The organism is Bacillus sp. NMCC46 (assembly GCF_002998465.1).
Lineage (GTDB): Bacteria > Bacillota > Bacilli > Bacillales > Bacillaceae > Bacillus.
Window position 1 is genome coordinate 386,449 of sequence record NZ_PVQZ01000001.1, and the last position, 25,143, is coordinate 411,591.

28 protein-coding genes are annotated in these 25,143 nt (G+C 40.7%); all 28 read right to left on the minus strand.

The genetic code is table 11. The features are described from left to right. Positions 1-9: 9 nt before the first annotated feature. Positions 10-675, minus strand: coding sequence for a flagellar type III secretion system pore protein FliP (gene fliP / locus C6Y01_RS01920; RefSeq protein WP_007499580.1), 666 nt, complete (start codon positions 673-675; stop codon positions 10-12). Next, entirely contained in the window at positions 668-1,327 is a 660-nt protein-coding gene (gene fliZ / locus C6Y01_RS01925) for a flagella biosynthesis regulatory protein FliZ (protein WP_034662351.1), read from the minus strand. Before fliZ ends, fliP begins: the two co-directional genes overlap by 8 nt. Positions 1,328-1,345: 18 nt before the next feature. After that, positions 1,346-1,708, minus strand: a complete 363-nt coding sequence (gene cheY, locus C6Y01_RS01930) for a chemotaxis protein CheY (RefSeq protein ID WP_007499584.1) — start codon at positions 1,706-1,708, stop codon at positions 1,346-1,348. A gap of 27 nt (positions 1,709-1,735) precedes the next feature. After that, positions 1,736-2,860: a flagellar motor switch phosphatase FliY gene (fliY, locus tag C6Y01_RS01935; protein ID WP_034662352.1), complete on the minus strand. Its 1,125-nt coding sequence runs from the start codon at positions 2,858-2,860 to the stop codon at positions 1,736-1,738. Then, positions 2,850-3,848, minus strand: coding sequence for a flagellar motor switch protein FliM (gene fliM, locus C6Y01_RS01940; RefSeq protein ID WP_003212239.1), 999 nt, complete (start codon positions 3,846-3,848; stop codon positions 2,850-2,852). Before fliM ends, fliY begins: the two co-directional genes overlap by 11 nt. 32 nt (positions 3,849-3,880) lie before the next feature. Further along, positions 3,881-4,309, minus strand: a complete 429-nt coding sequence (fliL, locus tag C6Y01_RS01945; RefSeq protein ID WP_034662353.1) for a flagellar basal body-associated protein FliL — start codon at positions 4,307-4,309, stop codon at positions 3,881-3,883. Then, positions 4,306-4,521 carry a swarming motility protein SwrD gene (swrD, locus tag C6Y01_RS01950; RefSeq protein ID WP_034662354.1) on the minus strand — a complete coding sequence of 72 codons (216 nt, stop codon included), beginning with the start codon at positions 4,519-4,521 and terminating at the stop codon, positions 4,306-4,308. The genes fliL and swrD overlap by 4 nt, the downstream gene beginning before the upstream one ends. A 37-nt stretch (positions 4,522-4,558) precedes the next feature. Further along, the gene (flgG, locus tag C6Y01_RS01955) at positions 4,559-5,350 is read right to left on the minus strand and encodes a flagellar basal body rod protein FlgG (protein ID WP_034662356.1); all 792 of its coding nucleotides are present in this window, start codon (positions 5,348-5,350) and stop codon (positions 4,559-4,561) included. Between the two features lie 17 nt (positions 5,351-5,367). After that, the gene (flgD, locus tag C6Y01_RS01960) at positions 5,368-5,814 is read right to left on the minus strand and encodes a flagellar hook assembly protein FlgD (protein ID WP_034662358.1); all 447 of its coding nucleotides are present in this window, start codon (positions 5,812-5,814) and stop codon (positions 5,368-5,370) included. Continuing rightward, positions 5,814-7,136: a flagellar hook-length control protein FliK gene (locus tag C6Y01_RS01965; protein ID WP_034662360.1), complete on the minus strand. Its 1,323-nt coding sequence runs from the start codon at positions 7,134-7,136 to the stop codon at positions 5,814-5,816. The genes flgD and C6Y01_RS01965 overlap by 1 nt, the downstream gene beginning before the upstream one ends. Next, positions 7,137-7,838, minus strand: a complete 702-nt coding sequence (locus C6Y01_RS01970) for a MotE family protein (protein WP_034662362.1) — start codon at positions 7,836-7,838, stop codon at positions 7,137-7,139. It abuts the gene before it with no gap. A gap of 12 nt (positions 7,839-7,850) precedes the next feature. Beyond that, entirely contained in the window at positions 7,851-8,294 is a 444-nt protein-coding gene (fliJ, locus tag C6Y01_RS01975) for a flagellar export protein FliJ (protein ID WP_034620036.1), read from the minus strand. Between the two features lie 8 nt (positions 8,295-8,302). After that, the gene (gene fliI / locus C6Y01_RS01980) at positions 8,303-9,619 is read right to left on the minus strand and encodes a flagellar protein export ATPase FliI (protein WP_034662365.1); all 1,317 of its coding nucleotides are present in this window, start codon (positions 9,617-9,619) and stop codon (positions 8,303-8,305) included. Next, positions 9,616-10,380, minus strand: coding sequence for a flagellar assembly protein FliH (fliH, locus tag C6Y01_RS01985; protein WP_034662367.1), 765 nt, complete (start codon positions 10,378-10,380; stop codon positions 9,616-9,618). The genes fliI and fliH overlap by 4 nt, the downstream gene beginning before the upstream one ends. Continuing rightward, entirely contained in the window at positions 10,373-11,389 is a 1,017-nt protein-coding gene (gene fliG, locus C6Y01_RS01990) for a flagellar motor switch protein FliG (protein WP_008344808.1), read from the minus strand. Before fliG ends, fliH begins: the two co-directional genes overlap by 8 nt. An 11-nt stretch (positions 11,390-11,400) precedes the next feature. Further along, positions 11,401-12,993 (minus strand): flagellar basal-body MS-ring/collar protein FliF, encoded by a 1,593-nt coding sequence (gene fliF / locus C6Y01_RS01995; protein WP_034662370.1) that lies wholly within the window; start codon positions 12,991-12,993, stop codon positions 11,401-11,403. Between the two features lie 49 nt (positions 12,994-13,042). After that, positions 13,043-13,360: a flagellar hook-basal body complex protein FliE gene (fliE, locus tag C6Y01_RS02000; protein ID WP_007499609.1), complete on the minus strand. Its 318-nt coding sequence runs from the start codon at positions 13,358-13,360 to the stop codon at positions 13,043-13,045. A gap of 11 nt (positions 13,361-13,371) precedes the next feature. Next, positions 13,372-13,824, minus strand: coding sequence for a flagellar basal body rod protein FlgC (flgC, locus tag C6Y01_RS02005; protein ID WP_012009953.1), 453 nt, complete (start codon positions 13,822-13,824; stop codon positions 13,372-13,374). Beyond that, positions 13,824-14,213: a flagellar basal body rod protein FlgB gene (gene flgB / locus C6Y01_RS02010; protein WP_012009952.1), complete on the minus strand. Its 390-nt coding sequence runs from the start codon at positions 14,211-14,213 to the stop codon at positions 13,824-13,826. Before flgB ends, flgC begins: the two co-directional genes overlap by 1 nt. 287 nt (positions 14,214-14,500) lie before the next feature. Continuing rightward, positions 14,501-15,280, minus strand: coding sequence for a GTP-sensing pleiotropic transcriptional regulator CodY (codY, locus tag C6Y01_RS02015; protein WP_034662375.1), 780 nt, complete (start codon positions 15,278-15,280; stop codon positions 14,501-14,503). Between the two features lie 34 nt (positions 15,281-15,314). After that, positions 15,315-16,715, minus strand: a complete 1,401-nt coding sequence (gene hslU, locus C6Y01_RS02020) for an ATP-dependent protease ATPase subunit HslU (RefSeq protein ID WP_060596254.1) — start codon at positions 16,713-16,715, stop codon at positions 15,315-15,317. 16 nt (positions 16,716-16,731) lie between these two features. Further along, complete coding sequence (gene hslV, locus C6Y01_RS02025; protein WP_003211247.1) at positions 16,732-17,277, minus strand: ATP-dependent protease subunit HslV; 546 nt, start codon at positions 17,275-17,277, stop codon at positions 16,732-16,734. Positions 17,278-17,291: 14 nt separating this feature from the next. After that, positions 17,292-18,209 carry a tyrosine recombinase XerC gene (gene xerC, locus C6Y01_RS02030; RefSeq protein WP_106037766.1) on the minus strand — a complete coding sequence of 306 codons (918 nt, stop codon included), beginning with the start codon at positions 18,207-18,209 and terminating at the stop codon, positions 17,292-17,294. A gap of 62 nt (positions 18,210-18,271) precedes the next feature. Next, the gene (trmFO, locus tag C6Y01_RS02035) at positions 18,272-19,576 is read right to left on the minus strand and encodes an FADH(2)-oxidizing methylenetetrahydrofolate--tRNA-(uracil(54)-C(5))-methyltransferase TrmFO (protein ID WP_034662383.1); all 1,305 of its coding nucleotides are present in this window, start codon (positions 19,574-19,576) and stop codon (positions 18,272-18,274) included. A gap of 70 nt (positions 19,577-19,646) precedes the next feature. Continuing rightward, entirely contained in the window at positions 19,647-21,722 is a 2,076-nt protein-coding gene (gene topA / locus C6Y01_RS02040; protein ID WP_034662386.1) for a type I DNA topoisomerase, read from the minus strand. 193 nt (positions 21,723-21,915) lie between these two features. Then, entirely contained in the window at positions 21,916-22,818 is a 903-nt protein-coding gene (dprA, locus tag C6Y01_RS02045; protein ID WP_034662389.1) for a DNA-processing protein DprA, read from the minus strand. A 63-nt stretch (positions 22,819-22,881) separates the two neighbouring features. Continuing rightward, a complete protein-coding gene (gene sucD / locus C6Y01_RS02050) occupies positions 22,882-23,784 on the minus strand; it encodes a succinate--CoA ligase subunit alpha (RefSeq protein WP_003212080.1) in 903 nt (300 codons plus the stop codon). Positions 23,785-23,806: 22 nt separating this feature from the next. Continuing rightward, positions 23,807-24,967: an ADP-forming succinate--CoA ligase subunit beta gene (gene sucC, locus C6Y01_RS02055; protein ID WP_012009945.1), complete on the minus strand. Its 1,161-nt coding sequence runs from the start codon at positions 24,965-24,967 to the stop codon at positions 23,807-23,809. Positions 24,968-25,143: the final 176 nt, after the last annotated feature.

Sequence of the window (25,143 nt, forward strand, 5' to 3'; positions counted from 1 at the left end):
GCACCTACTCTAAAAGCTTTGCAGCAAAGATTTAACAATCAAATACCATCCATCGACTAAAACAAATAACAATATTTTGAAAGGGAGCGATATCATAACCGGAGGAAGCATCATCATCCCCATTGACATCAGGACACTTGCGACCACCATGTCAATAATTAAAAATGGAATAAAGATCATGAAACCAATTTGAAATGCCGTCTTTAATTCTGAAATAGCAAAAGCGGGTACCATCGCCGTTAACGGAATATCTTTTATCGATTCAGGTGTATCCATTTTTGCGTAACTAAGAAATAAAGCCAAATCCTTCTGTCTCGTATGTTTACTCATAAACTCTTTAATTGGCACTTCGGCTTTTTCATATGCCTGATTTAGCGTAATGTCATCATTTAAAAGCGGCGTCAGTGCCTCTTTATTAATCTCTGAGAACGTGGGTGCCATGATAAAAAATGTGAGAAACAAAGCAAGCCCTACAAGCACTTGGTTTGGCGGCATTGAGTTGGTTGCAAGTGACGTTCTAACGAATGAAAGTACAATCACTATTCGTGTAAAACATGTCATTAAAATGAGAATGCCTGGTGCAACCGAAAATACGGTTAAAAGTAAAAGAAGACGGACAGACGTGCTAATGTTCCCTGCACCGCTGGAATTAAATAAATCGATAAACTCATTCATTTTGTTTCGGGCCTTTCTTTCTGACTTCTGCTTGGGTCTTTTTCAATTCGGCTAGCTGCGCCTTCAAATTGGCTGAAAAAGAAGAAGTGGTTGGCTGATTTTGTTTCTTTACCTGCGATGTGAATTTTTGAACGATTTTTGGTAAATCTGTTTTGCTTTCCATCGCTTCTTCATATTGTTTCACGATCGCTTCACATTCTTGTTCATCATCAATTTCTTTTAGCAGCTGGATTGAGTCCGCTACTCCAACAACTAATACTCGTCTGCCCACTTTGATAAGCTGGACTGAACGGTTTTGGCCAACCGTCGTTCCGCCAATATTTTCAACATAGCGAAATGGTTTAAGTAAGCGGTTTTGCTTACCAACAAATCTCACCAAACCATATATGAGCAGGATGACAAAAAGTAAAGCACCAATCATTTTGACAAAATCCATAATGGAGACAGAAGAAGAGGGAACTTCTTCTGCCGGATTCGTTTGATTGTCAGTGGTTGTCTTTTCTGTATCCTTTTTGCTGCCTTTCTCTTCTTTGAGCCAGTCATTCACTGTGCCATTTTCAGGATCTTTCGTTTCAGCAAACAGTGAGGCAGGCTGCATCGTCAAGAAAAGCAAAAAACTGATCATTGCTATACATATCAAACGTTTTTTCAACAAGTCTTACACCCTTTTTTAGCCTAACGTTTTATTAATTGCTTCAAGTACACGGTCTGCCTGGAACGGCTTCACGATAAAGTCTTTTGCACCTGCTTGGATCGCGTCAATAACCATTGACTGCTGCCCCATTGCAGAACACATGATGATTTTTGCAGAAGCGTCGATTTGTTTAATTTCTTTTAGCGCTGTGATCCCGTCCATTTCTGGCATTGTGATATCCATTGTGACAAGGTCTGGAGAAGTTTCTTTGTATTTTTCAACTGCTTGAGCGCCGTTTTCTGCTTCTCCTACGACATCAAATCCGTTTTTTACAAGAATATCCTTTATCATCATTCTCATGAATGCTGCATCATCTACGATTAATACCTTAGTAGCCATTTACTTATTCTCTCCCTATATGTTTGTTTATTTTAAATTAGAAAGTCTTTCTGACTGACTTAATATATCAGTCACACGAACACCAAAGTTCTCATCAATGACAACGACTTCCCCTTTGGCGACGATTCGTTTGTTCACCAGAATGTCTACTGGCTCCCCAGCAAGTTTGTCCAGTTCAATGATACTTCCAGCTGAAAGCTCAAGGACTTCTTTTACACTGCGCTGAGTTCTTCCAAGTTCCACCGTAATGGAAAGCGGAATATCCATCAGCATATCAAGATTTCCAAGCTGGCTTGTTGTATGCTGAGGCTCACTGAACGCTTCAAATTCAACAGGCGCTACATTTACAGGTGCTGCCGGCTTTGGCTTCGCCTGTCTTTTCGCCGGAGCTGCTTGCTGCGCTGGTGCAGACTGCGTTTGCGGAGCTGCCGGCTGAGGTTCAGGTGTGCTCACTTGAGTGTCTTGAACCGGCTCTTCCTCTTGCGCAGGGTCTGTTAATTCTGCGATTAAATCCTTCGCAAATGTAATAGGATAAAGCTGCATAATATTTGAATCGATGAGTTCACCTATTTTTAATCTGAAGGATACTTTGACAAGCATTTCTTCAGCTGGAATGCGGTCTGTCCCTTCTCCTTCTTTCACATCAAGTAATTCGACGCGCGGCGGAGAAATATCAATCTTTTTATTAAAGACCGTCGACATGGATGTCGCAGCAGAACCCATCATTTGGTTCATTGCTTCTTGCACTGCACTTAAGTGAATCTCGCTTAAAGAAGGGTCAGCATTTGTCCCGTCTCCGCCCATCATTAAGTCCGCAATGACTGCTGCATCTGTTTGCTGGACGACAAGCAAGTTACTTGCGCTGAAGCCTTCTGTATAATTCACTTCAATAGCGACATACGGATGAGGAAATTCCTCATTCAGCATACTTTTTTGAATCACTGTAACAGTTGGAGTAGTAATCTCCACTTTTTGATTTAATAGGGTTGAAAGTGCTGTTGCAGAGCTACCGAATGAAATGTTTCCGATTTCCCCAATGGCATCTTGCTCCATTGCAGAAAGGATTGTATCAGGCTCTATATCGTCATTGCTGCCTCCTTTAAGGAGCGCATCGATTTCGTCTTGTGATAATTTACTTCCGTTATTCTCCATCTTCTTCACCTCTTATGTCGTGATCTAGAATTTGAATCGCCTGTTTCCGATTCACGCGGCCGGCCTGTCCCAAGAATTTCGGTTTATTTCCGACCATAACAGTAAGAGGCGCATTTACTGGTTTGTCCAAGGCAATACAATCACCAATTTCCAAATTCAAAAACTCTTCCACCGTCATTTCCGATTCCCCTAGCTCTGCGACTACCGGTATTTTTGCCGTCATAATCCGTTTTTCAATGGCCTTTGTTTCTTGTTGTTTTGGTTCATTTCGTTCAGACTGCATCCAGTAGTGTACAGACAGCTTCGGAATAATAGGCTCCAATACAACATGAGGAATACATAGGTTAATAACCCCGCTGACCTCACCAATTTGTGTATTAAGAGAAATGACGACAACTGTTTCGTTTGGTGACACCATTTGAACAAACTGGGGATTTACCTCGAAATCTGCCATTTCAGGCTCGATGTCGGTTATGGACTGCCACGCTTCTCTGTAATTTTCCAAAGCTCCCTCAAACATGTTTGAGATAATCTTTGTTTCGATTTCTGTAAGTGATTCTGTCTTATTATGACTAATGCCAATCCCGCCCATCAGCCTGTCCATCATGGCATAGCCGATTGTTGGGTTCACTTCAAGCATGATTCTTCCTTCAAGCGGGCTGACGTAAAATAAGTTTAATAATGTCATATTAGGAATCGAACGAATAAATTCTTCGTATGGTACTTGGTCAACCGAGCTGACAGTAATTTGAATATATGATCTTAGCTGAGCTGAAAAGTGCGTGGTGAGCAGTCTAGCGAAGTTATCATGAATCCTTGTTAAACTTCGAATCTGGTCTTTCGAAAAGCGCAGTGCACGTTTAAAATCATACACCTTCACTTTTTTCGTCGTTTCTTCTTTTTTCAGCTCTTCTGCATCCATTTCGCCTGTAGATATGGCGGATAATAATGCATCGATCTCATTCTGGGAAAGCACTTCTCCTGACATTTCTTCACCTCCATCGTGTCAATTAATCGCCTCTATTGCAGATTAAAGGAGGTTATATATACTTCTTTCACCTTGCCATCTTGCAAATAGTTATTCACTTTGTTTTTGACTAGTGTTTTAAAATGTTCTCTGCCTTTTTTGCCATCAAGTTCATCTGCATTCGTGTCTGATAAAATGTCGATTACGGCGTCTTTCACTTGAAAACTTCTTTTCTCGAGCTCTTCTTTTGCTTTTTCAGAGTCCGTTTCAATATTCAATACAAGTTTGACAGCATTTCCTTCAGACTTTAAATTAGTAATAATCTCAGGAATTTCAACAGAAGCTTTTACGACTTCATCTGCTGTTGGCTCTTTTTCTGCTTTTGCTTCGTCTGACCCATTCAGCAGAAAAAAGATGCCTGCTCCAATTCCGACGATGGCAATAATCATGATTAGCATTACTACGACTAATTTCTTCTTCATTCAAACTCCTCTATTCCTTGATTCAATGAAATGACTTGGATTTTTCTGTAGAAAGAAATGATTTTCTCTTGAAGCTGCTCTTTATCTTCTTTCACAACGAATTTCTTTCCATTGGCTAATGTAATGGTCGTGTCTGGAAAGCTTTCGATTTGCTCGATATGGAGAGCGTTCAGCATAAATCCTTTGCCATTTAATCTTGTCACTTCAATCATATTAAGCAGAGAAGCGATAAACCGCTCCCCCTACCTCCTATCGTTTCAGATTCACAAGCTCTTGCAGGATTTCATCAGATGTTGTGATCGTCTTTGCATTCGATTGGAAACCACGCTGTGCGATAATCATTTCAGTAAACTCGTCTGTTAAATCAACATTTGACATTTCAAGTTTACCTGTTTGGATGACGCCCGTTCCTTGTTCACCAGGTACGATAGGGTTACTTGGAGCACCTGAGCTTAAGGTCTGGCGGTAAAGGTTGTCACCAACTTTGTCTAACCCTCCTGCGTTACGGAAAGATACGAGTGATACTTGACCAACGGTTCTTGATACATTGTTTTCAACAACCGAAACCGTTCCATCTGGACCAACACTCACACTCGAAACGCCGTCTGGAATCGTTATCTTTTGTCCATTCATTCCAAGCAGATAATTTCCATCAGGGGTGACTAAGCTTCCCTCTGAATCAGTGTCGAAATTCCCTGTTCTTGTATAAAGAATTTCTCCTTGACTTTCAATCCGGAAAAACCCATCTCCATTGATATAGAAGTCGTAAGGTTCATTTGTATTTTGAGAAGATCCCGCTGACATGATTTTATCAATAGAAGATAAAGATGATCCTAAACCAATTTGTTTTGAGTTGATTGAACCAGAGTTGTTCGTTGGTCCACCAGAACTTCCAATGGTTTGGCTGACCATATCTTTAAAAGTGATACGGCTTTTTTTGTATCCGTGTGTATTGACGTTGGCTACGTTGTTGGCTACAACATCTAATTTTGATTGGAAGTTTTTCATTCCGCTAATTCCTGAGTAAAGTGAGCGTAACATTTATTTTCCTCCTCGAATTACTTCGTTTTTTCTCCAACTGCTGTAACATCCCAAGGGCTGATTTTCGTTCCATCTTCTAAATACAAGAAGTATTCATTGTTTATGTTTTTAACAGACTTCACAGTGCCTGATATCTCTTTATCATCCAGTTTGCCCGATACTTCTTTACCAATCCAGCCTACATACGTCGTAAACGGATCTTGGTGTGCAACAAATGTAGACATAAGCTGATTCAGCTTGGTGATAGAATCGTTCATATTGGTTTGCTGTTCTAAAGATGAAAATGTTGCAAGCTGTGTGACAAACTCACGGTCATCTAGTGGGTTTGTCGGATCTTGGTTTTGAAGCTGTGTAAGCAATATTTTCAAGAATTGGTCTTTGCCAAGCGTATCTGTTTTCTTTGCTGCGTTTGAAGAAGTGTCTGCTTGTGCGACTGTTCTATTCGTAGCATCAACTGTTGCCATTAGATTTCCTCCTCTTCTTCATCTGACCCAACAAGAGCATCCAGTACATCTTGGAATTCTTCTTCCTGTTCATCAGGCTTCTGGAAATTCTGCCCTTTTGACTGCTGCTGCTTGTTTTCTTCGTTAAATTGTCCAAATAGCGGCTGCTCATTTGATTGAAGCGGTATATGAAAACGGTCTACTTGAACCGACATATTCGGAAGCGCCTGCTTGAGCTGCGGCAGGTGATGCTCTAACAGCTCTTTTGCTGCTTGTGTCGAAGCAGTAATCTTACTCGCATACATACCATTTTGCTTCGTCAGCTGAATCGTGATAAATCCGAGATTTTCTGGATTTAATCGAACTGTGAAGCGTCCGCTTGAGTTTCCAAATGGCGTGAATTTCATTTGCTTCCACGTATTTAGTATTTGCTGATCAACCGTTCCTGGCTTTTCATCACTTGTTTGTGTCTGCTGAACAGGAGCTGCTGATTGCAGTTGAAAAAACTGCTTATGACCTGGCAACAGCGTATGAGTGATGTTTTTTTCAGAAGCAGGTGCAGCAGTGCTTTGTCCTTTGACAACTTCCTTTTTGATGAGCCATTCAAGGGAGGAAGCACCTTTTGCCGGAGAAGCAAGAGTAGATTCTTGTCTTGGAGAGACCAATTCTTTTAACTCTCCTAAAGCAATTTTCAACTCTTTGTCTGATCCTTTTGCGTTTGCCATCATATGGTCGATTAACTGATTAAAGTGTTTCAGCTCACTTTGAGACATCGAATTCAGCTTTGGTGCTGAACCCTGCGAGAAAAACTGCTCTTTTACTTGCTGAATCAGTTTCTCATCTACCCCGTTTTTCGAAAGAAAGTGAATGAAGTCTTGACCTTTTGCTTCAATATCCTGCACTAGCTTTGCATCAAAGCTGAGCGGCTGTTGATTGAGCAGTTGATATAAGAAAAAGTGGACTTGTATGAGCTGCTCACTATGTTCAGAAGCTGGCTTATCAGCTTGATCATCGTAAATGGATGATTCCATATTTTGAAATAACTCTTCTAGTGACTTGAGATCAGACGAATCAAGCGTTTGACTTTGAAGTGTTTGAAGCGCTTCAAGAAGGTCTCCGTCGATCCCTTCTTCAGGTGATTGCATCCATTTTTCAATGATTTGCATCGCATCATTGATGGAAAGAGAGGCACCCGCTGTCTCAGCATTAACAAGACCGCTTTGTGCACCTGCCCCGCTAAGTAATTGTTTAAACAACCCGCGTGCAGATGCCACGCCGCCTCCCTTTGGCCCCGAAAGACCTTGAGACGATTGCTGTAAGGCTCCAATATCCAATAGCTTCACTTATTGTCCACCCCCATTTTCACTTTCTTCTTTTTTAGCAAGCTCTTTCGTAAATGTAGCTGCCTTCTGAGGTGTTAGTTTTGCTAATATATCTGTTAGTTTATTTTTGTTCAGCTCTTCAAGGATCTTCAATGCCTCTTTATCACTTAATTCTGATAAAATTTTGGCGGATTTCCCTGCGTCCATGCTTTCATAGATACTGACAATCTTCCCTTTAGGTTTCTGGTTAGAGGATCCTGCCCCATCAGAAGTTGTCCCTGACGCATTATTACCTGATGTATCGCTTGATGAGCTGTTGTTTGTTGAACTATCACTCGCTGACGTATTATTCGCATCATTTTTAGATGTTTTTTCAAGCGAACTGATTTTTTGATTCAGTCTTTTAATCTCTTCATCACTTGTTTTTAAATCTTTTTGCGCAATTTCAAGTTCATTTTTTTGCTCTTTAATGGTTTTTTTCAGTTCTTTTAATTCTGCATCGCTTTGATCATTATGTGAAGATGACGTTTTTGAGGTGTCATCTGAACCAACCAAACTGCTGATCACCGGAATGTTTTGGAGCGGTTTCTTTAGATCAAAACCCGCAATATAAAGGATTGTGCCAGTCACAATCACAAGCACAATCAATGGGATAATGACAATAAACAAGATCCATTGAAATTTACCGCCGCTTGATTCCTTCGTTTTTTCCTTCTTAGGCATTCATCTCGACTCCTAATGTCCTTGAAACATGAATTGGCTGATAGAGATATCATCCATTTCTTTCATTTCAATGGCCTTATGTTCAAGGGAAAACTTTTCATACTGCTTTTCTTTCATTTTTTCAAACTTTTTAAACTCAATGTTTTTTTCAGTTAAATCAGATTGTTTTTCATTCATTTGATGGCGTTTCATGATCACAAGCTGCTGATAGTGCTGAATGGTGTTATCTAAATTGGTCACAAATTGCTGGTAATGACGCATTTCTTGAACACTCATACCACTTCTCAGCTTTTCTTCTTTGCTTTTTTCCATTAATTCTTTTTTACTCATATTTTCATAGAGTTTTTCAGCGACTTGCTCAAATGCTGAAACGGATTGTTGGTACGCTGCGAGTGACTTGTCTTTTTCACTTTCTTTCAGTTCTAAGAGCTTTTGAAATTTGTATTGATATCTCACTGTTTTTGTCAATCCTCTCTATTCATCAAACGGAGCAATAAATTCACACTGTCTTCAATAGATACAGCCTCTTCTACATCCTGCTTCAAAAATGAAATCAGATGAGGATAAGCCTGCATGGCCTCATCAATGTCTTTCGAGGAGCCTTTTTTATAAGCTCCAATGTTAATGAGGTCTTCAGCGTTTTGATAAGTGGATAAAAGCTGGCGGAACCGGTTGGCCGCCTCCTTGTGATCATGACTTGCGATATTGCTCATAACGCGGCTGATACTTTTCAGAATATTGACAGCAGGAAATTGTCCTTTGTTGGCTAAAGCACGATCAAGTACAATGTGGCCATCTAAGATCCCCCTGACTGTATCAGCGATTGGCTCATTCATATCGTCACCATCAACAAGCACTGTGTAAAACGCTGTGATGGAACCAAGCTGATTCGTTCCAGTTCGTTCAAGTAATTTAGGCAGTATAGCGAACACCGAAGGTGTATATCCTTTTGTCGTTGGCGGTTCGCCAGTTGCAAGACCGATTTCCCTTTGTGCCATAGCGACCCGTGTAACAGAGTCCATCATGAACATGACATTTTTCCCTCTGTCTCTAAAATATTCCGCAATAGCTGTTGCTGTATAAGCAGCTTTCATTCTCGTCAGTGCAGGCTGGTCAGAAGTTGCGACAACAACAATCGATCGCTTCAGTCCTTCGGCACCTAAATCCTTTTCAATAAACTCACGAACTTCACGGCCACGCTCTCCTACAAGGGCAATGACATTCAGATCTGCTTCTGTCTGCTTTGCAATCATTCCCATTAAGGTACTTTTTCCAACACCACTTCCAGCAAAAATCCCGATCCTTTGACCAGTGCCAACTGTGAGCAGACTATCGATCACTCTGACACCAACGCCCATCTTTTCTCGAATCGGCGGCCTGTCCATCGGATTTGGGGGAGACTGTTCTGTCGAAACAGGCGCAAGTCCCTTTGGAAGCATACTGCCGTCCAGCGGATCACCGAAGGCATCAACGACTTCGCCGATTAATCCAGTCCCAACTTTGACCTTCAGCGACTCACCTGTCGCTTCAACTAGACTTCCTGGTGAAATATTGGATGCTTCTACATAAGGCATGAGCAGAATGTTTTCATCTCTAAACCCTACGACCTCTGCTTTTATCGGATCGTGCCTACGCCCTTTTTTATGAATGAGACACACGTCTCCGATAGAACTCTCCGGCCCCTTAGATTCAATCATCAGCCCAACAACTCGATTGACTTTGCCAAATCGTTTATAAGGATCGGCGGTTTCAATTGTTTCTTTTAACACATCAATGTTCATTTGTGATCACCTGAATCAATGACTTCTAGTAACTTTTCTTTCAACTGATTCATTTGGGTATCAACACTCGCTTCCACTTTTCCAAAGCTTGTTTCTACGTAACAAGTCCCTTTTGGCGCTTTTTCATCCGAGTAAATGGCAAGGTGTGTATCCTTTTGAAGGATTCTGATTAATTCGTCTTTATACTCCATCACATGATCGTAATGTTCAGGGTCAACATAGATGGAAATATCGTCATATTCTTTCACTTCTGAAATGACCTGCTTCACGAGAGCCAAAAATTGATCTTTCGTGTCCTCAGCCGAGTACCAAACGCGTTTGGCGAGTTCGAAAGCCAGTTCCACAATTTTTTCTGCGGAGCTTTCAATTTTTTCTTCGTAATCCTGCTTGGCAAGACTGACAATGTCATTCGCTTGATCAAGAATCGATTGGTACTGCATATTCGCATCTGTTTCACCCTTTTGGAAGCCATCTTGGTAACCTGCTTGTTTCGCTTCTTCAATGAGCTGCATTCTTTCTTCTTCAAAAGCAGCGCGGCGCTGATTGATTTCAGCCATTGTTTTTTCAAGCTCACTATTTGCTTGTTCTACTATACGGCTTGCTTGATCTTCAGCATCACTTAGTACAAGCTGCGATGCTTCTGTTTCATTGACAAGCTCTTCTTCGTGATGTTCTTTTTTAAACTCCACTTGCTGCAAAGGAATCGTTTGCCGGCCTTGCTCAGGAATAACAGATGTTTCATGTTTGATAATCCTAGACAATGATATCGTCTCCTCCGCCTCGAGCTATGACGATTTCTCCAGCTTCCTCGAGTCGTCTTACGATGCTGACAATACGAGTTTGTGCTTCCTCGACATCTCTAAGCCGGACAGGTCCCATAAACTCCATTTCTTCTTTGAACGTTTCGACCATTCGCTGTGACATGTTGCGGAAGACAATTTCTTTGACCTCTTCGCTTGCCACTTTGAGCGCGAGCAATAAGTCATCATTTTCAACATCTCTGATCACACGCTGAATCGCTCTACTGTCAAGAGTGACAATATCTTCAAAGACAAACATACGTTTCTTAATTTCATCAGCAAGCTCAGGATCTTGAATTTCAAGTGTGTCTAAAATGGTCTTCTCGGTCGCACGGTCTACACCATTTAGTACTTCTACAACCGCTTCGACCCCGCCCGTTTGCGTATAGTCCTGCGTAAAGGTTGAAGAAAGCTTTTGTTCAAGAATGCGTTCCACTTCATTGATGATCTCTGGAGATGTGCGGTCCATTAAAGCAATACGTCTCGCAACCTCTGTTTGTACTTCCTCACCTAATTCAGATAAAATCTGCCCAGCTTGGACTGGATCTAAGTAGGAAAGGATGAGCGCGATGGTTTGTGGATGCTCATGCTGGATAAAGTTTAAGATTTGTTCTGGGTCAGCCTTTCGAGCAAAATCAAACGGTTTCACTTGAAGCGAGGATGTTAATCGGTTTAAGATGCTGTCCGCTTTGTCCTCACCAAGCGCTTTTTCAAGCACTTGTCTTGCGTACATAAGACCGCCTTGTGATATGTAGTCCTGCGCGATGGCGATGCTGTGAAACTCTTCGATGATTTCATCTTTCTTAGCAGTATCTACACTTCGTACATTGGAAATTTCTAATGTTAATTTTTCTATTTCGTCTTCAGACAGATGTTTGTATACAGATGCTGACACGTCTAGCCCTAAGGAAATCATTAGGATTGCTGCTTTTTGTCTGCCTGTTAGTCGATTTGGATCTTTTCTCGACATGTGTATTCCTCCTAATCCTCGGACAGCCAGCTGCGTAGCAATTTAGCAAAGTCTTCTGGTTTTTCTTTTGCCATTTTTTCAAGCTGATTTTTTCTCACCATTTCTTCTGTTTCTGGTTCAGTGTCGATATCAGGAACATGGATTGGTGTACGTTCATCAAACTCAAACTCTTCTTCCTCTTCTTTTCTGCGTTTACGCACAAGAAGAATAATGAGAGCGATAATTGCAAGTAGTAGCACACCGCCTACAATATAAACCCAGATTGGAATATTGTTTGATGGGTTTTCTGCTGCAGTTTGCTGTTTACCGTCTAATTTTGATACAGATAAAACAATTTTGTTATCTAAGTCCGCTTGAGTGAGCGCTTGACCATTTGTGTATTCTTTATCAATTGAAGTGCTAATGATCGTTGAAAGAATCTTTTTGATATCATCTTGCCTTTCAGGTGTTAAAGAGTTCACATCGTTTGCCGTTGGTGGTTCGACCAATGCTTGAATGCCAACATCTCTAATTTTATAAGGGCTCTCTTTGATATCTTTATGAATGCGGTTGACTTCATAGTTGATACGATCTTCGCTCTTTTCGTAATCTCCGCTACCGTTCGCTCCATCGGCACCTTGATAATTTGTGACATCATCGTCGCCTGTTCCAGCGGTGCCTCCAGCTGCTGCACCATTTCCTGAATAAGTTTCAGCAATCTTTTCAGCACTGACAGCAATGCCTTGCATGTTTTCTTTATCAACTGGTTCTACAAGATCTTCTTTTCTTTTCTCTTCAGTAAAATCAATGTCTGTTGTGACCGATACAGCCACTTTTTCTTGACCCATCATTGTTCCGAGCAGCTGTTGAATTTTTCTTTGAAGGTTCTTTTCAATCTCTTCTTTTTTCTGCTGCTGTGCATCCATTCCACTTGCATAGGAATCGGAACTGCTGTTTAAGTCGTAGTAGTTGGAATCTTGGTCCATAATGACAATGTTTTCTGTCTTTAAATTCGGCACACTTTTTGAAATAAGATGATAAAGGCCTTTTACTTGCTGCGGCGCGAGCGTGTAGCCAGGCTCAACTTGCAGCACAATGGATGCTGATGCATTACTTTGCTCTTCTCCAACAAAAACGGAATCTTTTGGCAGGTTAATCATAACTTTTGAATCTTTAATCCCATCAATCGTGTTGATCAGATTGGATAGTTCTGTCTGAGTTGCGTCTACTTTCAGAACATCAAATTCATTATCTGTTAAACCGAAGCCGGAATTGTTCGCAAAGAAGGAATAATCAATATTCCCTGTCTTAGGGAGACCCTCAGATGCGAGTGTTACTTTTAAAGTGTCAGCCTGCTTTTCTGGAACGAGAATCGTTGTTCCATTATTCGCAAGTTCCGATTTAACGTTTTTGCCATCCAGTTCCTGTTTGATTTGTCCAGCTTCTGCCTCAGACAAATCTTTAAACAATGGAACCATTTTTTCAGAAGAAGCAAAGATGCTAACAACCGTAATAATGATTGCTAGGGCAGCAACGCCGCCAATCATGAGTATTTTTTGTAATTTTGATCGATTTCGCCAAAACTCAACTGTTTTTGTTCTTAATTGCATTAAAGTACGATTCATCTTAACCCCCGGTCATTCCATTCAGTCTTTTTTTGTCCGTCAGCACCTCCTACATCTGCATTCTCATAATCTCTTGGTACGCTTCGACTGCTTTATTTCGAAACTCCGTTGCAGCTGTGAGTGTCACACTCGCTTTTTGCGAGGCAATCATGACTTCATCGAGATTGACATCTTTTCCTTGTGCAAGAGCATTTGTATACTGGTCTGATTTCAGCTGTGATTGATTTAATGCCTCAATGGAATTCTTCAGCACATCAGAGAAATTCGTTTGACTTTTAGGTGCAGCCGCCTGAACGGACGATGCATTCGTCAATTCACTTGCTTGCTGAGCGGTTTGAAGCTGGAAAGGAGATATTGCGTTAACCAATTCTTTTCACCTTACTTTCCTATTTCTAAAGCTTTCATCAACATGCTTTTATTCGCATTTAGTGCGGTCACGTTTGCTTCATATGACCTTGAGCTGCTGATGAGGTCAACCATTTCCTTTAATGGATCAACATTAGGTGTTTGAACATATCCATTTTCATTGGCATCGGGATTTGTAGGATCATATTGAAGGTTGAATGGAGTTTCGTCTTCTGTAATCTTCGTTGCTTTCACGCCGTTTCCTAATTTGCCGCTCGAATTCATGCTTGAGTTCAATATAGATGAAAACGATTCACCTGACGGCTGTAATGTGACGAGCTTACGTCTATAAGGCTCCCAGTTGCCATCAACCTGTTTCGCTCTTGTTGTATCCATATTTGCAAGGTTAGAGGATACAACGTCCATTCTGAGCCTCTGAGCTGTTAATGCTGAGGCCGAAGCGTTAACTCCTGAAAAAATTGACATCACTTACCTCCTGTCAAAACTGTTTTAAGAGAATTGAATTTTCCACTCATTCTTTCAACCAACGCATTATACTGAATTTGGTTTTTAGCGAGTTCACTCATCTCTTGATCAATATCGACATTATTTCCGTTTTCTTGATATGAAGTACGGTTGCTCGAAACAACTGAATAATTAGACCCTGTTTTAGAAAAATCAATGTGACCTTGGTATGTTTTTTTAGCATCTAACTTGATCGACGCATCGTTTAGCATATCATGAAAAGCGACGTTTTTCGACTTGTAGTTCGGTGTGTCTATATTCGCGATATTATTGCTTATGACTTTTTGCTTAACATTCGCTCTGCCCAAGGCATTCTCAAGGTTGCTTATCGTTCCAGAAAATATATCCAAAACCATATACCTCCAATCATATGTATTTCATTCCATTTAATCATGTCGAGATTTGTAAAACCATATGTTCATTGTAAGAAATAATAGGATTAAAGTCTATGATGTATATGTAAAAAAAACTCGTAATATATATCTATTTTACGAATAGGCATAAAGACCTAGATTCAAAGAACTAAGAATTGTAAGGGTTTTCTTGGAAAAAAGAGTGTCATTTTTCGGACAAATCCTCTTTTTTTATACAAAAAACCCCTTTTCAGCTTGTAATTTTGGCCGAAAAGGGGTTTTGATTAATGAGATTTTAAATTTTCAAGTTCAATTAAAAATTTGTTGTTTAACACTTTGATATACGTTCCCTTCATTCCAAGAGAACGAGATTCGATGACACCTGCACTTTCTAACTTACGTAAGGCGTTCACGATCACTGAACGAGTGATTCCTACACGGTCAGCAATTTTACTTGCCACAAGGAGCCCTTCGTTGCCATCAAGTTCTTCAAAGATGTGCTCAATGGCTTCAAGCTCACTATATGAAAGAGAACTAATCGCCATTTGAACAACCGCTTTACTTCTTGCTTCTTCTTCGATTTCTTCTCCTTTTTCACGAAGGATCTCCATTCCAACAACTGTTGCTCCGTACTCAGCAAGTATTAAATCATCATCAGTGAATGTATCTTGCAAACGAGACAGGATTAACGTTCCTAAACGATCTCCTCCTCCGATAATTGGAACAATGGTTGTCAAACCTGATTCGAATAAATCACGGTTCTCAATTGGGAAAGCTGTATACTCACTGTTAATGTCAAGGTTTGAAGATGTTTCAGGGATGTTGAATAGACTCTTTGTATATTCTTCAGGGAACTGACGGTCTTCAAGCATTTTCTTCATACGCGGATTTTCAATCTGCTGGTTGATCGAGTAGCCTAGAAGCTTCCCTCTTCTACTCAACACAAAAATGTTTGAATCAATGACATCTCTCAGTGTTTCCGCCATTTCTTTAAAATTAACTGGTTTCCCTGCTGAATCTTGCAGCATTGAGTTAATAATCCTTGTTTTTTGTAGTAAAGCCATATTAATGATCCTCCTAGATTACTTTATTCATTTGTTAAAGTATAAATTGACTTAAGTCTTTGTTATTTGCAATCTTTCCTAGCTTCTCTTCTACATACTGAGGGGTAATGGTCACTGTCTCCAGTGTAATATCAGGCGCCTCAAATGAAAGCTCTTCAAGCAGCTTTTCAAGTATGGTATGAAGCCTTCTTGCACCGATGTTATCTGTCTCCTGATTGACATGATAAGCCACTTCGGCAATCTTATGAATAGCATCGTCAGAAAATTCAAGAGATATACCTTCTGTTTCAAGTAAAGCTTTATATTGCTTTAATAATGCGTTATCTGGTTCCGTTAAGATTTTCACAAAGTCTTCGATACTTAATTTATCTAATTCTACACGGATTGGGAAGCGCCCTTGAAGCTCTGGAATCAAATCTGATGGTTTCGCCATATGAAATGCACCTGCTGCTACAAAAAGCACATGGTCTGTTTTCACTGCCCCATATTTCGTCATCACAGTTGAACCTTCTACAATCGGTAAAATATCACGTTGAACACCTTCACGAGAAACATCTGCAGATGATGCACCACCGCTTTTGGCGATTTTGTCGATTTCGTCGATAAAAATAATCCCTTGCTGTTCTGCTTTATAAACGGCTTCCTGACTGACTTCATCCATGTCAATCAGTTTTGAAGCTTCCTCAGCAGTTAACGCCTTTCTTGCTTCTCTGACGGTCAGCTTTCTGCGTTTTTTCTTTTTAGGCATGAGATTGCCGAGCGCATCCTGCATGTTCATGCCCATTTGCTCCATACCCGAGCCCTGAAGCATATCAAACATGGATGGCTGCTGCTCTTCAACTTCGATCGTGACGTAATGATCTTCAAGTTCTCCCATAGCCAGCTGATGAGTGATTCGCTTTCTTGTCGATTCAAGTTCAACTTCTTCACTTGATTGATCTCGATCACGGTCATCTTCATCAGAACCGCCAAACAGCATCTCAAAAGGATTTTTCACAGACTGGCTTTTTTTCTTGCCAGGAACAAGTAAATGAACAAGACGTTTATTTGCTTGTTTTTCTGCTTCTTCTTGAACGTCTTTCATCTTTTCTTCTTTGACAATTCTGATCGCTGTCTCAACTAGATCTCTGACCATCGATTCTACATCACGGCCGACATAACCAACTTCAGTAAACTTCGTCGCTTCCACTTTAATAAAAGGCGCACCAGAAATTTTTGCAATTCTGCGGGCAATCTCTGTTTTCCCCACACCTGTTGGGCCGATCATTAAAATATTTTTCGGAACGACTTCATCCTTTAGCTTATCATGTAAAAGGCTTCTTCTGTAACGGTTTCTTAAAGCCACCGCCACTGCTTTTTTCGCATCAAGCTGACCAATAATATATTGATCAAGCTTTTCAACTATCTCTCTTGGGGTGAACGGCTTTTTCTCCATACGTCTCATGTCCTTTCTATTCAAGCTCTTCTAAAGTGATTTGATCGTTCGTGTAGACACAGATTTCTCCGGCGGTTTCAAGAGCAGCCTTTGCAATATCTCTCGCTGTGAGGTGATCACCTGCATGTGTTTTGAGTGCTCTCCCGGCGCTAAGCGCATAATTGCCGCCTGAGCCGATGGCCAAAATACCGTCATCTGGTTCGATGACCTCTCCTGTCCCAGAGACAAGCAGGATGCTGTCTTTGTTCATAACGATCAGCATGGCCTCAAGCTGTCTGAGCATCTTGTCACTTCGCCATTCTTTCGCTAGTTCTACGGCTGCCCGCTTTAAGTTACCACCATATTCTTCAAGCTTCGTTTCAAACTTTTCAAAGAGTGTAAATGCATCTGCTACTGAACCTGCAAAACCTGCAAGCACCTTGCCTCCGAAAAGACGGCGCACTTTTTTTGCCGTGTGTTTCATCACGACAGCCTGCCCGAAAGTGACTTGACCGTCTCCAGCCATCGCACTTTTTCCTTTATGTTGAACGGCAAAGATGGTTGTTGCATGAAATGATGACATGAAAAAACCTCCTTTTAGGATCGTTTAAAAGCCCTTGGGTGATGAGACATGTATGTTTTCCTTAAAGAATCTTTTGATACATGCGTGTACACCTGAGTTGATGATAAATTCGAATGACCGAGAAGTTCTTGAACACTTCTCAAATCTGCCCCCTCATTTAAGAGGTGTGTGGCAAAGGTGTGCCTTAACATGTGAGGATGGATATGTAGTGTGCCTGACGCCTTTTTCATTAATTCAGTGAGAATGAATCGAACGCCTCTGTCTGTAAGAGGCGCCCCGCGCTGATTCAAAAACACATATGCATCAGCACGATCATTCCCCTTAGCTTCCAGCTTCTGCCTTCCATCCTCTAAATAAGTGATGAGCGCTTCATGAGCATATGAACCGAAAGGAACATACCGCTGCTTGCTGCCTTTCCCATGAACAAGCACTGTATCCAACGATAAATCAAGATCAGATTCTTTTAATGAACATAACTCACTGACCCTCATACCTGTTGCATAAAGAAGTTCTAAAATCGCTTGGTTTCTTTGCCCAAGCGGTGTGCTGACATCAGAAACTGTAAAAAGCTCTTTAAGTTCCTCTTCATACAAAAATGAAGGAATTCGTTTATCCTGCTTTGGTAAGCTAACGAGTAAAAAAGGATTTTCTTTCACAAGCTGTTCTCTTAATAGAAATTTATAAAAGCTGCGAAGCGCAGAGACTTTCTTACTAATCGTTCTTCTTGTCAGGCCTTTTTCATAAGCTTCTGTTAAATAAATTCTCGTATCTTGATAGGATACCTCTTCAAAACCGTCTATTCCTTGAATGTTCATAAATCTGACAAACTCTTCAATCGCTTCTGTATATCCTGAGATTGTTAAAGCAGAATAGTTTTTTTCAATTTGCAGATATTCAATGAATAAGTGGACAAGACGCTGTTTATTCGTCATTTTTACACCTCTTTAAGGCTTTTAAATGGTATCACATATCTTGCTTTCCGTGCAATGTTTTACTACAGAGATTTCGAAATAGTTTGAATAGTTTCGATTGCGCGCTTAGCGTACTCTGCATAACGCTCTTGTTTGTTTTTAATCCGAACACCAAGATCTTTCAGCAAGCCAAAGTTCGCATTCATCGGCTGGAAGCTTTTCTTGTTTGTCGATGTGATGTAATAAGCCATGCTGCCGATCGCCGTTTCCTCCGGAAGTGTCACAAGCTCTTCTCCTTTGACAAAACGAGCGGCGTTAATTCCAGCCACTAGTCCGGAAGCTGCGGACTCGACATAGCCTTCAACGCCTGTCATTTGTCCGGCAAAGAATAGATCCTCTCTATTTTTAAACTGATACGTTGGTTTTAAAAGACTTGGTGAGTTAATAAATGTATTGCGGTGCATTACGCCGTATCGAACGATTTCTGCTTCTTCAAGACCTGGAATCAAGCGGAATACTTCCTTTTGGTCGCCCCACTTCAGATGTGTCTGGAAGCCGACGATGTTATATAAAGTACCTGCTGCATCATCTTGTCTTAATTGAACAACAGCGTAAGGTCTTTTTCCTGTTTTCGGATCTTCAAGTCCTACTGGCTTCATCGGACCAAACAGCATCGTTTTCTTTCCTCTTTTCGCCATGACTTCAATTGGCATACAGCCTTCAAAGAAGATTTCTTTTTCGAACTCTTTTAATGGCACAGTTTCAGCAGAAATGAGCGCCTCATAAAAACGATCGAATTCCTCTTCTGTCATTGGACAGTTTAAATAAGCGGCTTCTCCTTTGTCATAGCGTGATTTCAAGTACACCTTATCCATATCAATGCTATCTTTCTCTAGAATAGGTGCCGCTGCATCGTAGAAGTACAGATACTCTTCACCCGTTAACGATTTTAATTCTTTTGAAAGTGCTTCAGATGTAAGCGGGCCCGTTGCAATAATTGTCGGACCTTCAGGAATGCTTTGCACTTCTTCTTGAAAAACCGTCACATTCGGATGATTTTTCACGCGATCGGTAACGTTTGCTGCAAATTCATGACGATCTACCGCAAGCGCTCCGCCAGCAGGGACTGAGCTTTCGTCTGCTGCTGCGATAATCGCTGAATCTAAATGACGCATTTCTTCCTTTAATACACCGACCGCATTCGTCAAAGCGTTGGCACGCAGTGAATTACTGCATACAAGCTCTGCAAATTTATCTGTATGGTGAGCTGGCGTTTGTTTGACAGGTCTCATTTCATACAAGTTGACTTTAATTCCTCGTTTGGCAATTTGCCATGCCGCTTCACTTCCGGCTAAACCTGCTCCAATCACATTTACAAATTGACTCATTGTACAACTCTCCTATTTCGTAAGTTCTGTTTGATGACATAAAAAAGCAGGTGAACAAGGCTGTTCACCGCTATTTTTGTTGTTCCTCTTTATAATCACAGTTCACACATTGAACTTGAATGCCTTTTTTCAGCTTTTTCTCTACAAGCATATTTTCGCATTTTGGACACTTTCTTTCAATTGGTTTGTCCCAAGAGACGAATTCACACTCTGGAAAACGATCACAGCCATAAAAAATGCGGCGCTTCTTAGATTTTCGTTCAACAATGTTTCCTTCATGACAAGTCGGGCATTTCACACCAATATCTTTGACAATTGGTTTTGTGTTACGGCAGTCAGGAAAGTTAGAGCAAGCCATGAACTTACCGTATCGACCCATTTTGTACACCATCGGATGTCCGCACTCTTCACAGTCGACTCCGGCGTATTCAGGCTCAATCTCAACTTCTTGCATCTCTGCTTCTGCTTTTTCTACCCGTTTTGCAAAGTCTTGATAGAAGCTGTCGATAATGCGAACCCATTCGATCGTACCTTCTTCAACGCTATCAAGTTCTTTTTCCATTTTCGCTGTGAATTCCACGTTAATGATTTCAGGGAAGAATTCAATGATTAAGTTAAGAACAATTTCCCCAAGCTCTGTTGGGATAAACCGTTTATTATCAAGTGCGACATAGCCGCGCTTTTGAATCGTATCTAATGTTGGTGCATAAGTAGACGGACGGCCTATACCCAGTTCTTCAAGTGTTTTGACAAGTCTTGCCTCAGTGTAGCGCGGAGGCGGCTGCGTGAAGTGCTGTTCAGGTTCGATATCTTTTGAAAGAACCGTATCACCTTCTTTAAGATCAGGCAGCATTTTGTCCTTTTCTTCTAACTGGTCGTCCTTCCCTTCTACATATACCTTCATGAAACCAGGGAATTTCACTTTGCTCCCGTTAGCACGGAATGTAAGCCCGTTATTGTCAAGGTCTACACTCATTGTATCAAGAACAGCCGGCGCCATTTGGCTTGCCACGAATCGTTCCCAAATCAATTTATACAGACGCAGCTGATCTCGGCTTAAGACATGTTTGACATCTGCTGGTTTTCTTAGCGTAGAAGTCGGCCTGATGGCTTCGTGAGCATCTTGTGCATTTTCGTTCTTTTTAGCGGTTCGTTTTGTTGTATTTAAGAAATTCTTACCGTACGTCTGATCAATGAAAGCAGATACTTCTTCAATCGCCGTATTGGAAATACGTGTTGAGTCCGTTCTCATATATGTAATGAGTCCGACTGTACCTTCTTTACCAAGATCGATTCCTTCATATAATTGCTGTGCAATCATCATCGTCTTTTTCGCACGGAAGTTTAATTTTCTTGCAGCCTCCTGCTGTAAAGTAGAGGTTGTAAACGGAACAGCTGGGTTGCGTTTACGCTCTTTTTTCGTCACTTTCTCTACAGAGAATTTGCTCCCTTTTAGTTTCGAAAGGATTTCTTTTACATCTTCATTTGTTTTCAGTGGATGCTTTTTGCCATTGACGCCAAAGAAGCTCGCTTCGAAGCTTTCTTTTCCTTTTAGGAATGTACCGTCAATTGTCCAGTATTCTTCTGGTTTAAATTCATTAATTTCATTCTCACGATCAATAATCAGGCGGAGTGCAACTGATTGAACACGACCGGCACTTAAGCCTTTTTTCACTTTCTTCCATAAAATCGGACTGATTTTATACCCGACGAGACGATCTAAGATCCGTCTTGCCTGCTGTGCATCAACTAAATCCATGTTGATCATACGTGGATGCTTAAAGGAATCTTTAATGGCATCTTTTGTAATCTCATTAAAGACAACGCGGCAGTCAGAAGAGAGGTCAAGGTCAAGGCTATGCGCTAAATGCCAAGCAATCGCTTCTCCCTCTCTATCGGGGTCAGCTGCGAGATAGACTTTCTTTGCTTTTTTCGCAGCTGTTTTTAATTCTTTTAAAACGGGGCCTTTCCCGCGAATCGTAATATATCTCGGTTCGAAGTCATGCTCAGTGTCAACACCAAGCTGACTTTTCGGTAAATCCCTTATGTGCCCCATTGAAGCCTTTACTTTATACTTTTTACCTAAATAACGCTCAATCGTTTTCGCCTTGGCTGGCGACTCAACGATGACTAAATAATCAGCCATACTCAAAATCCCCCTTAAGAGGTGTTCTCTCTTTATACATTTCACAATTCATATTTATGTTAATTGCACTTATCTAACAGGCAATCATTAAAAATTCTTTATGATGAACATCATTATAAACACGAAAAACAAAGTGTAAACTTAAATCCTCACTATTATTAAATATTCCTATGTCTTTTGTCAAACGATATTTTTATGAGAGTTCAGTATATTGAACGCTGCGGAAGGAGAATTCCTCTAAAATATCCTTCGTTGAATGAACAAGCTTTGCTCCCTGCTGTATAAGTCTGGCTGGTCCTGTGGAATTAGGATCAAAGATAGATCCTGCGACCGCAAATACCTCTTTGCCTTGCTCAAGTGCTTGATACGCGGTAATGAGCGAACCGCTCTTTTCTTTGCACTGAATCACGATGGTTCCACTTGTCAGCGCACTAATTAAACGATTCCTCATTGGAAAATGCCACTTTTCTGGTTTCACATAAGGCGGATGCTCGGATAAAAGCAAATGATGCTCTCCCATGTATTGAGCCATTTGCACATGTTCCTTTGGGTATAAGTGCTGAAATCCGCCTGCTATAATACCGATGGTTTTCCCTTTATTCCGAATGCATTCTTTATGTGCAAGTCCATCGATTCCTTTTGCTAAGCCACTGACAATCGTCCAATCTTCCTTTACAAGCTCACCAACAATTTTCTTCACACATGCTTCTCCATAAGACGATGGAACTCGTGTGCCTACTACACCTAAACTTTTTTCTTCATTTAAATATGATATGTTTCCTTTTAGGAATAACACAGGGGGAGGATCATAAATATGTTTTAGTGTGCTGGGATATAAGGGTGATGTGATGGGTATCATGTGAATGTTTTGCTTTAAATAGGCTTGAACGATGTGTTGAAAAATGGGGAATTCATTTTCTTCGGCTTGTTTTAAGCGGGTAAAGTCGATCGTTTGTAATGATCGATCCTGTTTGAAATGTTGTGTTTCTTCATTTATATATAGCTCAGGATCGACTTTCCACCATTTTGTTAACAAAGAGGGTGAGATGAGGCCTTTTAAGCGGTGAAAAATCATTCTTTCGGACACGTTGTACATACCATTCCTCCAGTTTAAGATAGAAAGAAGAAGACTTGTCAAAGAACAAGTCTTCTTGTGTCATTAATGCGTTTTACAAGCTTCGAAGAGATTCTTCTCTTTTAACACTTTAATCAATGTTTCTCCCATGACAGATGGTGTCTCTGCCACTTCAATTCCACATTCACGCATTGTTTTTACTTTTTCATCAGCTGTTCCTTTACCACCAGAAATAATGGCACCAGCATGTCCCATGCGTTTTCCTGGAGGCGCCGTTTTACCGCCAATAAAGCCAACGACTGGCTTTGTCATATTTGCTTTTACCCATTCAGCTGCTTCTTCTTCAGCCGTACCGCCGATTTCACCGATCATAATTACAGCATGTGTATCAGGGTCTTCATTGAATGCTTTTAATACATCAATAAAGTTCGTCCCATTGACAGGGTCTCCGCCGATTCCTACAGCTGTCGATTGACCAACGCCAGCTTCTGAAAGCTGATGTACCGCTTCATATGTAAGCGTTCCAGAACGAGAAACAACACCCACATGACCTTTTTTATGAATGTAGCCAGGCATGATCCCAATCTTACATTCTTCAGGTGTAATGACACCTGGACAGTTAGGGCCAACAAGTCTTGTCTTTTTCCCTTCCATATACCGTTTCACTTTGACCATGTCAAGCACTGGAATATGTTCTGTGATACAAATGACTAGATCGACTTCTGCATCAACAGCCTCTAAAATGGCATCTGCTGCAAATGGTGCTGGTACATAGATAACAGAAGCATTTGCTCCAGTTGTTTGAACAGCTTCAGATACAGTATTAAATACAGGAACTCCTTCTACTTCAGTTCCACCTTTTCCAGGTGTGACACCGCCAACAATATTTGTTCCGTACTCAATCATTTGTTTTGTATGGAACAATGCGGTTGAACCGGTAATCCCCTGAACAATTACTCTCGTATTTTTATTAATAAATACACTCATTTAGGTTCCCTGCCTTTCTGCTCTACTTGACTAAAGATACAATCTTTTCTGCCCCGTCAGCCATAGACTCAGCAGAAGTGATATTTAAGCCTGAATCACTCAGGATTTTCTTCCCTAATTCAACGTTTGTTCCTTCAAGACGTACAACGAGTGGTAATGTTAAGCCGACTTGTTTCGTCGCTTCAACGACACCTTCTGCAATGACATCACATTTCATGATACCGCCAAAAATGTTCACGAAAATCCCTTTTACATTTTGATCAGATAAGATGATTTTAAATGCTTCCGTTACTTTTTCAGCTGTTGCACCGCCCCCAACATCCAGGAAGTTTGCAGGGTCCCCGCCGTAATGCTTGATGATATCCATTGTAGACATCGCAAGACCTGCACCATTGACCATACAGCCAATATTTCCATCTAGAGAAATGTAGCTTAGATCATATTTAGATGCTTCAATTTCTTTTGGATCCTCTTCATCAAGGTCACGGTATTCTAATATATCTTTTTGTCTATATAAAGCATTGCTATCAAAGTTTAATTTCGCATCAAGTGCCATGACTTTTCCATCGCCTGTTACAACAAGTGGATTAATCTCAGCAATTGAACAATCTTTTTCAATAAACGCATTGTAAAGACTTGTCATAAACTTAACAGCTTGGCCAACTAATTTTGTTGGAATATTAATTTTAAACGCTACTTCTCTTGCCTGATAGCCTTGCAAGCCAATCGCTGGGTCGATGACCACTTTGACGATTTTCTCTGGCGTTTTTTCTGCTACTTCTTCAATTTCAGTACCGCCTTCTTCAGAAGCCATCAATACAATTCTTGATGTCGCTCTGTCCAAAACAAGTCCAACGTAGTACTCCTTTTGAATATCGCAGCCTTCTTCAATAAGTAAGCGTTTTATTTCGCGCCCTTCAGGCCCAGTTTGATGTGTGACAAGTGTTTTACCGAGCAATTCCTCTGCAAACCCTTTCACTTCATCTTTTGTTTTTGCAATTTTTACCCCGCCTGCTTTACCACGGCCGCCTGCATGAATCTGTGCTTTTACGACATATACAGAGCTTTCTAGCTCTTCTGATGCTTTCACTGCTTCATCAGGTGTAAATGCTACTTTACCATTTGGAACTGAAACCCCATATTTTCTTAGGATTTCTTTTCCTTGGTACTCATGGATATTCATTTCCCATCCTCCCAACATATGTAGAAACAAAAATTATAAAATAGACTGCGCTTTCATTTTAAAGAATAAAAAAGAGAATGTCTAGGGTTCTATGTAAAATCGTAAAATCCTTCTAAACATTCAAACTTTTATTTTATTAAAAATATAAATTTTTCAGCCAAATCACTTATTTTTCC